This window comes from Neobacillus sp. DHD-1R (assembly GCF_057747995.1).
Genome location: NZ_CM173232.1, coordinates 4,428,828 through 4,441,226, shown reverse-complemented (window position 1 = coordinate 4,441,226; position 12,399 = coordinate 4,428,828). Strand labels below are relative to the sequence as shown.

At 43.9% G+C, this 12,399-nt stretch carries 11 protein-coding genes; 10 read left to right on the top strand and 1 reads right to left on the bottom strand.

Annotated elements, in window-relative coordinates; genetic code table 11:
- Positions 1 to 25 precede the first annotated feature (25 nt).
- The 10 genes from AC3ANL_RS21935 (at position 26) to cysK (ending at position 11,745) form a co-directional block, all read left to right on the top strand.
- Positions 26 to 1,174: a betaine/proline/choline family ABC transporter ATP-binding protein gene (locus tag AC3ANL_RS21935; RefSeq protein WP_488326473.1), complete on the top strand. Its 1,149-nt coding sequence runs from the start codon at positions 26 to 28 to the stop codon at positions 1,172 to 1,174.
- Positions 1,171 to 1,812, top strand: coding sequence for an ABC transporter permease (locus AC3ANL_RS21930; protein WP_488326472.1), 642 nt, complete (start codon positions 1,171 to 1,173; stop codon positions 1,810 to 1,812). The genes AC3ANL_RS21935 and AC3ANL_RS21930 overlap by 4 nt, the downstream gene beginning before the upstream one ends.
- A 32-nt stretch (positions 1,813 to 1,844) precedes the next feature.
- Positions 1,845 to 2,780: an ABC transporter substrate-binding protein gene (locus AC3ANL_RS21925; protein ID WP_488326471.1), complete on the top strand. Its 936-nt coding sequence runs from the start codon at positions 1,845 to 1,847 to the stop codon at positions 2,778 to 2,780.
- A 46-nt stretch (positions 2,781 to 2,826) separates the two neighbouring features.
- Positions 2,827 to 4,488: a thiourocanate hydratase gene (gene ertB / locus AC3ANL_RS21920; protein ID WP_488326470.1), complete on the top strand. Its 1,662-nt coding sequence runs from the start codon at positions 2,827 to 2,829 to the stop codon at positions 4,486 to 4,488.
- Positions 4,485 to 5,594, top strand: coding sequence for a thiohydantoin desulfurase (gene ertC, locus AC3ANL_RS21915; protein ID WP_488326469.1), 1,110 nt, complete (start codon positions 4,485 to 4,487; stop codon positions 5,592 to 5,594). The genes ertB and ertC overlap by 4 nt, the downstream gene beginning before the upstream one ends.
- Positions 5,587 to 7,122: an HAL/PAL/TAL family ammonia-lyase gene (locus tag AC3ANL_RS21910; protein ID WP_488326468.1), complete on the top strand. Its 1,536-nt coding sequence runs from the start codon at positions 5,587 to 5,589 to the stop codon at positions 7,120 to 7,122. Before ertC ends, AC3ANL_RS21910 begins: the two co-directional genes overlap by 8 nt.
- A gap of 27 nt (positions 7,123 to 7,149) precedes the next feature.
- The gene (locus AC3ANL_RS21905; RefSeq protein ID WP_488326467.1) at positions 7,150 to 7,938 is read left to right on the top strand and encodes an IclR family transcriptional regulator; all 789 of its coding nucleotides are present in this window, start codon (positions 7,150 to 7,152) and stop codon (positions 7,936 to 7,938) included.
- On the top strand, positions 7,913 to 9,370 hold the full coding sequence (locus AC3ANL_RS21900; RefSeq protein WP_488326466.1) for a dihydroorotase: 1,458 nt from the start codon (positions 7,913 to 7,915) through the stop codon (positions 9,368 to 9,370). Before AC3ANL_RS21905 ends, AC3ANL_RS21900 begins: the two co-directional genes overlap by 26 nt.
- Positions 9,357 to 10,610 carry an N-carbamyl-l-glutamate amidohydrolase ErtE gene (gene ertE, locus AC3ANL_RS21895; RefSeq protein ID WP_488326465.1) on the top strand — a complete coding sequence of 418 codons (1,254 nt, stop codon included), beginning with the start codon at positions 9,357 to 9,359 and terminating at the stop codon, positions 10,608 to 10,610. The genes AC3ANL_RS21900 and ertE overlap by 14 nt, the downstream gene beginning before the upstream one ends.
- Before the next feature lie 211 nt (positions 10,611 to 10,821).
- On the top strand, positions 10,822 to 11,745 hold the full coding sequence (gene cysK / locus AC3ANL_RS21890; protein ID WP_488326464.1) for a cysteine synthase A: 924 nt from the start codon (positions 10,822 to 10,824) through the stop codon (positions 11,743 to 11,745).
- 48 nt (positions 11,746 to 11,793) lie between these two features.
- On the opposite strand, the gene AC3ANL_RS21885 is transcribed toward cysK, so the two are convergent.
- Positions 11,794 to 12,360 carry a 5' nucleotidase, NT5C type gene (locus AC3ANL_RS21885; protein ID WP_488326463.1) on the bottom strand — a complete coding sequence of 189 codons (567 nt, stop codon included), beginning with the start codon at positions 12,358 to 12,360 and terminating at the stop codon, positions 11,794 to 11,796.
- Positions 12,361 to 12,399 lie beyond the last annotated feature (39 nt).

Below are 12,399 nucleotides of genomic sequence, written 5' to 3'. Positions count from 1 at the left end.
CGGATGATTGGAGGAGGTGGTTGAGATGGAAGGTGTGTCAGCAGTAGAGTTTAAAGGAGTCAGCAAAGACTATGGATCCGGACCAGTGGTGAAGGATCTACACCTCGCCATTCCAAGTGGAAAGATTGTTACATTGATAGGTCCTTCGGGCTGTGGGAAAACAACGATTTTAAAAATGATTAACCGGTTAATAGAGCCCGATTCAGGTACGATTGAGGTAGAGGAAAAAGATGTAAGCAAAATGAACCCAGTGGAATTGCGGAGAAGTATCGGCTATGTTATTCAACAAATTGGATTGTTTCCACATATGACCATTGAAGATAACATCACAGTAGTACCACGGTTAAAAGGCGAAAAAAAGAAAAGTTTAATCGGGCGGACGGAGGAACTGCTGAAATTAATCGGGCTTGATTATCAGAGTTTTCGTCGTCGCTATCCACGTGAACTGAGTGGAGGTCAGCAGCAGCGAATTGGGGTAGCACGTGCATTAGCGGCTGAACCATCGATTATTCTGATGGATGAACCGTTTAGCGCGTTGGATCCGATCAGCAGAGAACAGCTGCAAAACGAATTAATGAGACTGAACCAATCGGTAAAGAAAACAATTGTTTTTGTCACGCATGATATCGATGAAGCCTTGAAAATAGCAGACACGATTATTCTTTTAAAAGAAGGAAGACCTGTTCAAGTGGGCACACCTGAACAACTCCTGAAAAATCCGGCGAACGACTTTGTTCGGATGTTTATCGGTGAAGAGAGAATTAAACGAGCGGTTGTCGAACAACCATTCCAAACAACTGCAGATTTAATGACAAATCCTTCGTCAGTTACATCAGATGTACCACTTTTTGAAACAGTCGAACGAATGAAACAATCCTCTTCTTCTTATTTAGTCGTCACGGACAAGAACTCTTGTTATTCAGGGGTGATTACGTTCACTGATGCGGACACCGTAATGAAGGAAGAAAATGATGCGACGATTGAGCACGTATTGCGCCAGGATTTCCCAATCGTGAGGATAGAGACGCCAATCGATGAAATCTTTGGCATGATGATCAATTATCCAGTCCTTCCTGTACTGGATGATCAGCGGCGATACCTTGGCATGATCACTCGTGACCGTGTCCTAGGGGAATTAGCGAAACAAACGAAACGAGAGGGAGTTTTGAAATGAATCGACTTTTAGACTCCTTTGTAACCGATTGGCCTGAAATATTAATAAAGACACAAGAGCATATTCTTCTTTCGCTCATTGCTGTAGTGGCAGCATGTGTCATTGCCATTCCACTAGGTATTTACCTAACAAATAATAAACGGCTCGCCCAGCCCATTTTAGCCGTTGTATCGATTATTCAAACCATTCCAAGCTTAGCGATGTTTGGATTCATGATTCCATTGTTCGGTATCGGGGTATTGCCTGCTGGTATTGCGTTGACATTGTATGCCCTGCTGCCTGTGCTTCAAAACACGTACGTAGGGATTAGTGAGGTAGATTCAGCACTTATAGAATCAGGTCATGGTATGGGAATGACAAAATGGCAGGTACTTCGAATGGTTCAACTTCCAGTAGCAAGCAGCTTTATCATGGCTGGTGTACGGATGGTGGCCGTCCAAACTATTAGCGGTGCAACGATTGCGACCTACATTGCTGCTGGCGGGCTGGGAGATATTATTACAAAAGGAATCGCCATGATTGATACGGTTACTATTTTGGAAGGTGCTATACCAGTTTGTTTGCTTGTATTAATCGTAAATTTATTTCTGCTAGGCTTAGGGTGGATTTTGGTTCCCAAGGGATTACGTAAAAATTAATCATAATTTAATTAAAAAGAGGAGATGACCCAATGAAATTACTAAAAGCAGGACATTTTGTATCAAAGAAAAGTTTACTAGCTTTATTATTTGCCATATTAATGGTGGTAGGAACTGCCTGCAGCAGTACTACTAATAGCAGCGACAGTAAAAGCGGCGGCACAATCACATTGAGCAGTAAAGGGTTCGCAGAACAGGAAATTTTAGCAAATATGTTAAAGCTTATAGTAGAAAACGACACCAATGTGAAAGTGAATATTAAAAGCAATCTGACTGATAATGTCTTGTGGGAAGCATTCAAAAAGGGAGATATTGATGCGAATGTGGAATATACTGGGACCGCATTGCTTCAATATTTAAAAAAGGATCCGATTTACGATTCCCAGCAGGTTTACGATACCGTATCTAAAGAATACAAGGACAAGTATAAATGGACATGGCTCGATCCGATTGGTTTTAACGATACGTATGCTTTAGCGATTAGACAAGAAGATGCTGATAAATATGGAATCTCAACCACTTCCCAATTAGCTGAACATTCCGATAAGTTTATTTTTGGCAGCGCCCAGGAATTTTTAAATCGTCCTGATGGTTATCCAGCTATCAAAGAAAAATATAATACCAAATTCAAAGATGTAAAGGCATTCGGAGCTCAGCTTGATTATCAAGCTATTTCACAAAAACAAGTAGATGCCATTATCGTGTATACCACAGATGGAAGAATCCCTGACAGCAAATTAAAGGTATTGGAAGATGATAAACATTTGTTCCTTCCATATGATGCTGCTCCAATCGTAAAAGATTCAGTCCTAAAGAGCCATCCTGAATTAAAGGATGCTTTGAATAAGCTTGCTGGAAAAATTACCGATGAAGATATGCAAAAGCTGAACGCTAAAGTAGACGGTGCCCATGAAAAAGCGGCAACGGTTGCAAAGGATTTTCTGACCGAAAAAGGCTTACTTAAATAAAATATAGAAACAAAGCTATTAAACTATTGAAGGAGGAGTGATAAACATGGAAAGAATCACCGCTGCGAGAGGGATCACTCTCAGGTGCAAAGGGTGGAGGCAGGAAGCACTCCTTCGCATGTTAGAAAACGTGATGGAAAATGGAGAAAATCAAGATGAATTGATTATTTATGGTTCACTTGGAAAAGCCGCACGGAATTGGCCTTCATATCACGCGATTGTCCGAACGTTAAAGGAACTGGAAGAGGATGAAACCCTTGTTATTCAATCTGGAAAACCAATTGGGATCTTCAAGACTCATAAACAGGCTCCCCTAGTTGTAATGGCAAACTGTAATATTGTAGGACGCTGGGCAACCCCAGAAAATTTTTATAAGCTTCAAGAGCAAGGGTTAATTATTTGGGGTGGCCTAACGGCTGCGGCCTGGCAATATATTGGCTCCCAAGGCGTAATCGAGGGGACATACGAAATTTTTCAAAGCATTGCTAGAATGCATTTTGACGGTGATTTACGCGGCCGTTTTATCCTAACAGCTGGTCTTGGGGGGATGGGAGGATCTCAGCCCCTAGCTGGAACGATGGCGGGTGCCGCTATCCTTTGTGTGGAAGTCAATGAAGAAAAAGTGGATAAACGAATAAAAGTAGGGTATTTGCAGCGCAAAACCTATAGCCTTGATGAAGCACTTGGCTTGATTTTTGAGGCTTTAAAAAAGCAGGAAAGCATTTCAGTCGGTCTGGTTGGAAATGCGGCAGAAGTATATTCTGAGTTGCTTTCCAGAGGAATTATCCCTGATATCGTAACAGATCAAACAGCCGCTCATGACCTTTTATATGGATATATCCCGGCTGGTTACACTTTGGAAACAGCCGCAGCGGCCCGAAAATCGGACCCTGATAAGTTACAGGCGGATGCCGGTGCCTCGATCGCCAAAGAAGTGGAAGCCATGCTTGCCTTCAAATCGAAAGGCTCCATCGTGTTCGACAATGGCAATAACATACGCACACAAGCAGAAAAATTTGGGGTAACGGACGCCTTTACCATTGATATCTTTACTGAGGCGTTTTTGCGGCCGCTTTTTGCGAGGGCGATTGGACCGTTCCGCTGGATTGCCTTAAGCGGTGATCCCAATGATATCAAAATCATTGACGAATTTATTCTGAAAGAATTTGCTGATAATGATATCGTGACAAATTGGATTAGTCTGGCCAGTACCTACATTCCAGTTGAAGGACTTCCTGCAAGAATTGGCTGGTTTGGTCACGGTGATCGGACCAAATTGGCGATTGCGGTCAATCAAATGGTCAGGGAAGGAATCTTATCAGGACCTATCGCCTTCTCAAGGGATCATCTTGATGCAGGCGCAATGGCCCATCCGAATATTATGACAGAACGAATGAAGGACGGCAGTGATGCCATTTCCGATTGGCCATTGCTTAACGCCATGCTTAATTGTTCATCCATGGCCGACCTTGTTGCCATTCATTCAGGTGGCGGAGGGTATGCTGGTTTTATGACAAGTGCTGGAGTCACGATTGTGGCTGATGGCAGTGAAGAAACAGATTTGCGGCTAAGCACAGCCCTTACAAATGATACCGGTATCGGTGTCCTCCGATATGCAGATGCAGGCTATGAAGAATCGTTTGATGAAATAGACAAAAAAGGTATCCAACGCGTAAATACGAATGATACGGGAGGCGTATTATCATGAGAGAATTGACAAAAGATGATGTTCTTGCGGCAGTAAAAGGCGGCAGCGTGTATGCAAGCGGGGGCGGAGGCTGGGCCGAACATGGTATGGAAATTGGCGGAGCAGCTGTGGCCCTCGATAAAGTCAAGCTTTACTCCGTTGATGAAATTCCTGACGATGCTATTATTTTGACTTGCACAGCGATCGGAGCTCCTGGAGAGTCGACTGACTGGCAAATGCTCGGTAAAGATTATATAAAGGCCGTTGAACTCGTTATGAAAGAATATGACGGAAAAATTGCAGGTGTGATGACACCGCAAAATGGGATGTCCAGTACAATCAATGGCTGGCTCCCTGCTGCGGCACTTGGACTATTCGTGGTGGACGCAACAGGTGATATGCGAGCCCATCCAACAGGGAAAATGGGATCACTCGGATTAGTTTCCAACAACGAATATATAACGATTCAAGCTGTTGCTGGCGGAAAGCAGGAAACGGGATCTTATTTGGAAATGGCTGTAAAAGGTACAGTAGCAAAAACTTCGAATGTATTAAGAACAGCTTCTGATATGTCAGGAGGGTTTATCGCGGCAGCGAGGCATCCGCTTCCGGCTAAATTCATTAAAGAGAATGCGGCAATTGGCGGAATCTCCTTGGCCATCGATCTGGGTAAAGCGATTTTGGAAGCAGAACCTCAAGGTCCAGACTACGTAATGGAAACTATTTGTCAGAAAACGGGTGGAGAGTTTATTGGCAAAGGAACGGTATCGAAAAAAGACGTCCATTATGCAAATGCCTTCGATATTGGAACGATTGAGATCACAAATGCCGATCAGCAATTGACTCTTCACGTCATGAACGAATATATGGCAGTAGATGATAACAATGGCCGGCGCCTGTCAACTTTTCCAGATGTGATCACTACTTTTTCCTTGGAAACCGGAGCACCCATTAGTGCGGGCCGTGTAAAGGAAGGGATGGAGATTGGTGTATTTAGGATTGATAAATCCAAATTCCCACTCAGTTCAAGTGTAAAGGATCCAGAGGTCTATCCAGAAGTGGAACAAGTGCTTGGAATTGATTTATATACTCACGCATTTGGCGGAGTGGAAAAGTCTTATGCCTGATACAATGGATGCTCTAGTGCTTGATGGCAGCGGTCTTACTACTAAAGAAGTGTATGACGTTGCCCACAACAATCGTAAGGTTCTCATCAGTGAGCATGCATTTCAACGATTAATAAAAGCCCGAAGCTTTATCTTCGACCTTGTGGAACAGGATATTCCTGTCTATGGTTTTAATCGCGGAGTGGGCTGGAACAAAGACAAGATCGTCGATCCGTCTTTTTTTGCCCAATATAACCGTAACCTGATTTTATCTCATTGTGCCGGTGTTTCTCCTGATGCTGGTGAAGAAGAAGTCCGTGCCGTTATGCTTGCCAGGCTGAACGGACTTCTTCTTGGGCACTCTGGAATTCAGCCCGAAATAGCTAAGAGATACGCTGACTTTTTAAATTTTGGAATCCACCCGGTGCTCCCGTTGCGTGGTTCTGTTGGAGCATCCGATATCACCGTCCTTTCTCATATTGGTCTTGCTTTTATTGGGGAAGGGGAAGTCATGATGCATGGCATTAGACTTCCTGCAGCGGAAGCATTGGCAGCAAACGGCCTGACCGCTTTAGTGCTCGGACCGAAGGATGCCTTGGCAATTGTTAGTTCGAATGCACTGTCTGCGGGAACTGGGGCGTTGGCACTGTATGAAGGTTTTAATTTGTTACAGTTAGCTGATATTGTATATGCTTTGTCACTTGAAGCCATGCGCGGTAATGTAAGTCCTCTGGATGAATCTGTCCATCAGGTTAGACCCTTTGCAGGACAGCTGCAAAGCCTCGAAACCGTCCGTAAATTGCTTCGAGGGAGTGACCTGTGGGAAAATTACAATCATGAATCACTACAGGATCCGCTTAGTTTCCGCGATGCCTGTCAAATAAACGGCGCAGCACGAGATGCGCTATCCTATACAATCGGGCATTTAGAGATGCATCTCAACAGCTCAGATGACAATCCTTGCGTCCTTCCAGATAAAAGACAGATCTTGTCATGTGCTAATTTTGATCCAATTTCCTGGACACTTGGATTTGAAATGCTGGGTCAGGCCTTGCATCACGTTTCTAAAAGCGCTTGCTATCGGACCATTAAGCTCGGCAATCCGGCCTTTACAGGGTTGAGTCGCTTTTTAACCCCAGATGAGGATCAATCGATTGGTTATTGCACAGCACAGAAGACGATCACCGCACTTGATGCAGAGATCCGTCATTTATCTAATCCAGCATCAGCAGATTACCTGTCATTGGCGGGAGATATTGAGGATCATGGGACAAATGCACCTTTTGTTGTTTCGAAAACGAGAGACATTATCGACAGGATGTATTATATTCTCGGTATTGAGGCACTGCATGCAGTGCAAGCAATTGATCTGCGGACTGGGATTAAACTTGGCCAAGGAACCGAGGCAGCTTATCGTACTATCAGATCAATCGTTCCATTTCTATCAGAGGACAGAAATTTAACCGTAGACTTTGAAAAAGTGTATCAGATATTCCGAAATGGAAAGTTGCTCAATCAGGTACATGATGCTCTATCCTTAACACATTAACAACATGAACAGAAGAGGGGGAAGGCCATGTCACAAGTTGATTCAGATCAGCTGCAAACGTTAGACCGTGGACTTGACATTCTTTTGAGAATGGTTCAACACGAAGAACCTGTAGGTGTTGGAGAACTGGCGGCAGCATCAGGTTATAATAAATCTACTACTTTCAGGATTCTCCGCACCCTTCAGAAACGAGGTTTTGTTTCTCAACTTTTGGAGGGCAAATATGAAGTACGTGTGGAAACCTTTCAGATGATCATGAATTCCTTATCGGGTAGAATTAACCTTCAACGGATCGCCAGAAGTGAACTGGAGAATCTCGCATGTCAAGTAAATGAAACGGTAACCTTATCAGGAATTTTGAACAGAGAGGTCCAATGTCTTGATAAAGTGGACAGTACTGCGTCTGTTCATGTGACCCATTTACGGGGAAGATTAAGCCCGATGCATGTAGGGGCATCGGGAAAAGCCATTTTAGCTTTCCTAGAACCGGAAGAACAAGAATTTTATTTAACTCCTGATAATTTACGCTCTATGACAAACGATACGATTGTAGATCGCGACTTATTATTAAAGGATTTGGAATGGACGCGCAATCATGGATATTCAAAATCACAAGGCGAACTAGATAGAGGAGTTAGTGCAGTCGCAGCTCCCGTGTTTAACCAGTTTGGCAAGGTGGTAGGCAGTATTACGATCATGGGGTTTTCACAAGATTTTACAATAGAGGCTACTGATTCATATGGCAAAGCTGTAAAGAACGCAGCTGCCATGGTATCAGGATACTTAGGGCATGCTTTACCAAGCAATCAACAGTAGGGAAGTGATTGTCTTTATGAAAAAGAGTATTTTTGATCTAACTATTCAAGGCAATCTTGTCCTGCCTGATGGAGAAATTTTAAAAAATGGAACCCTCGCTGTTCAATCTGGTAAGATTGCTGCCATTTTTAATGAAGGTGTAACAGTCGAAGCTGAAAAGACGATAGATGCAAAGGGGCAATGGGTTTTACCAGGTGCCATTGATGCTCATGTTCATTGTTACAGTGAACCGCGAGAGGGAATTAAAGGGGCAACAAGGTCGGCAGCTGCAGGTGGTGTAACAACCATTATTGATATGCCCTATGATGCAGATGAACCCGTTTGGACTGCGGAATTATTAGAAAAAAAGAAACTGCTAGTTCCCCAAGAAGCCTATGTGGATGTAGCTCTCCTGGCAACGATTCGCCCGGAAAACGAGCTGGATGAGATTCCTCGACTCGTCGAGGCGGGAGCATGTGGGTTCAAGCTTTCAACCTTCAATACAGATTCCTATCGATTTCCTAGAATTGGAGACGGGTTGATGCTAGCAGCTTTTCAAAAAATCGCGGATACCGGAAGGGCAGTTGGTCTGCACGCAGAAAATGATGAAATCGTCCGCTACTATAGTGCTATTTTCGAACAGGGTGACGGAAGGGATGCTGTTCTCCATTGCAAAGCAAGGCCGCCAGTAGCAGAAAGTGTAGCGGTAGCAACCGCACTTGAATTGGCTGAATGGGCTGGCGTCCATGTTCACTTTCATCATACCACAGTTCCTCGAGCCGTCCGTCTGGCTGAACAATACCTTGAAGATGGGGTACAGGTCAGTGTAGAAACCTGTATTCATTATCTAGTTTTTACGGAAGATGATATGACTGCATACGGTGCTCGTGCAAAAATCAATCCTCCGTTACGAACGGAAGCAGCGAAGGAGCAATTGTGGCAGCAATGTAAAAATGGACAAATTGGTTTGGTTACGTCTGACCATGCTCCATGGCAGATTGACCGTAAGGCGAATGAAAATATTTTCCAGAATTCCTCAGGCGCTCCAGGAGTCGAAACGATTCTTCCTCTGCTCTATTCAGAAGGGGTAGCAAAAGGGAAAATTACCATTCATGATCTAGTCCGTCTCCTATGTGAAAATCCGGCCCGGGTTTACGGTTTCTCAGACCGAAAAGGGTCGCTTCGAGTAGGGGCAGATGCAGATATGGTCATTATCAATCCAGATATCCAGTGGGAATTGGATGAAGCCGAACAACATAGTTTTGCTGGTTGGAGTTTATACCATGGACGCCCGATGGAAGGTAAAATTACTGCAACCATCGTACGTGGGCAAGAGGTTTATGATGGTCAGGAAATTTCCTCATTACCTTCCGGCCAATTTGTAGAACCGGGGCATTCAGCACTATTACCACTAAAACCGCAGAAGGAAACGAATTATTATGCTAAAGTCTGAGGTAAAAGCTGATGTTTCTAGGCTATGGAAGGACATTGAGTCATTAAGTAAACTGACAGACCCAGGCCGCCCTTGGACCCGTCGTCCATTCACGCCGTTGTATGCACAGGGAAGATCTTGGCTTCGACAATCCATGGAATCTTTAAATCTCAATGTCTATCAAGATTCTGCGTCTAATTTGATTGGTCAACTTCCTGGTTCGTCACCAGAGCTTCCTCCCATTCTGATCGGTTCTCATACGGACACCGTCATGGGTGGCGGTCGATTTGACGGGATAATCGGGGTTCTAATCGGATTAGAAGTAGTAAGAATCCTTTCGGAAATGGACATTAAACTTAAACACACATTGGAAATTGTCGATTTTACCGCAGAGGAACCAACGGATTTTGGTATATCCACTGTGGGAAGCCGTGGAATGGTCGGTAATCTGTCTGAAGAGATGCTATCTAGTAGAGATGCAAGTGGGAGAACGCTTGCAGAATGTATTAAAGAAGCAGGCGGTAATCCGGCAACTATTTTAGTAGATTCACGGAAACCTGGTTCTGTTGCGTTATACTTAGAAGTTCATATTGAACAAGGGCCGGTATTGATTCAATCCGGGTGCCCGCTTGCCGTTGTCACCGGAATCGTAGGCATACAACGCTTTCAAGTTAAAGTAGTAGGACAGTCAGATCATGCAGGAACAACCCCGATGGAAATGAGACGAGATGCTTTACCGGCAGCAGGCGAATTGTTTGTAGTGCTCGAAAAGATATGTAGGCGAAACTATCATGAACAAGTAGTCGGAACGGTTGGGACGGTGTCAGTCAATCCCAATGCTGCTAATGTTGTACCAGGGGAAGTTACGTTTAAATTTGAAGTACGCAGTATCGATCCAGTTTTGATTGATCGGGTATGTGAAGAATTTCTCTCAGAAGCCAAATTGCTAGTTCAAAAAAGAGGGCTGAGCCTACAAATTGAATCGTTAACACGCTCTGAACCAGTGGTGGTATCTGAAATGGTTCGATCAGCGCTTCATCAGGCATGTGTGGACACGGCAGGAAATGTCATAGAAATTCCAAGTGGTGCAGGTCATGATGGAAATCAACTCGACCGGATCGCGCCGATTGGTATGATTTTTGTCCCAAGTTTAGATGGCCGCAGTCATTGTCCAGAAGAGTGGACCGATGCAGAATATATCGCCCAAGGAGCCGAAGCACTGGCCAGGGCACTTATTGCATTAGATCAAGAAATTTTGTAAATAATTTAAAAAGATTGTGAGGCTGTCCCAATTGGTTGTTTTCACGACCCATTTGAGGCAGCCTCAAATTTTTTCCGGACCCACATGAGTGGTGCATGTAAGCAGTGAAGCCGAAGTTTTTGTTTTTGCCGCTTCTAGTGACTATAATATGGGTGAGAAGATTACAAAAATTGTCCTCATGCTCCACACATGAACGTGAAAGGTGAATGATATGAAATTCTATAGCTCCATTCTAGATTTAATAGGGAATACCCCTACAGTAAAACTAAATAAGCTCCCGGACCGATCTGGTGCAGAAGTATACATAAAACTGGAATCCTTTAACCCGGGCGGAAGCGTTAAAGACCGTGCGGCGATGAAGATGATCGAACGTGCGGAGCAAGAAGGGAAGCTGATCCCTGGAAAAAGTACGATTATTGAACCGACATCCGGAAATACGGGGATTGGCATTGCCATGGTAGCTGCCGTGAAAGGCTACCGCTGTATTATTACCATGCCTGACAATGCTACACAAGAGCGTGTAAAGATCTTAAAAGCATACGGAGCGGAAGTATTTTTAACCCCGGGAAACTTGCGTATGCAAGGAGCGATCGATGAGGCGAATCGGATGGCCAACAATCTGCCTGATAGCTTTATTCCGATGCAGTTTGAGAACCCAGCCAATGCGGATGCACACCGAGGAACGACAGCAGTTGAAATTATGGAGGCTTTTGATGGGAAATTGGATGCCTTAGTAGTAACAGCAGGAACGGGCGGCACGGTCACGGGTGTTGGTGAGGAATTAAAGAAATCCATTCCAAATTTAAAAATATATGTAGTAGAGCCATTCGGGTCACCGGTTATTTCAGGTGGTAAACCGGGGCCTCATAAAATCCCAGGGACAGGACCTGGTTTTATTCCTAAGATTTTAAACCGTGAGATTTTTGATGAAATTCTGCTCATCAAGGATGAAGATGCACAAGTCATGGCTCGCCGTCTTGCCGCGGAAGAAGGGATCTTTGTTGGAGCATCAGGAGCATCTACTGCCCATTTTGCGGTAGAAATTGCAAAAAATCTGCCATCAACAGCAAGGGTACTGTGTTTGGCACCAGACACTGGGGAACGTTATTTATCCTCTGACTTATTTCCAAGTTAAAGGAGATGCGATACGAAGTCAAAAAGAAAAAAGATAGTTAATGTGATATTAACTATCTTTTTTCTTTTCCTTCCACTCAGACCAATTATTAATCCGTGGGTGGGCAGCATGACGGTTATAGGATTGATCTTTCAGAAAAACCTTCACGGCTTGTCCAGATAAAGTATCCAAAATCTCTGGTTTGTCGTCAAAGTAGTAATCCAAATGTAATTGCTTAATAATGTTTACTTTTTCGTGATCCTTCATTCCCCAAAAGAACCGATCATCATGAACCGGAAACCCATGTTCCACTAACCATTTCTTTGTGCGCTCGCCATGTTCTTGATACCTTGCTGTAATATAAAAGATTTCGTGACCCTGCTGTTCAAGCTCCTGTAATAGTTCAACAGCGCCTGGAAAGGCTGGACAATCGGTGTAGTAAATTTCCTCTAACGTATCTTTCCACATCCGCGAACCTTCCTCAGCTGTCATTCCAAAGGGCTCATGAATCTCCACCGTTTTTAAGGCATCGAATATTTCGGGCCCTAATTGTTGCCCCAATTTTTTATTATAGATTTGAAAGGCATGCCCTCTTAAATTAATCAGCGTATCATCAATATCAAAACCAAGTCTCATCTAAACACCTCTTTTGATAAAAAATGGAAAGCGCCCGGG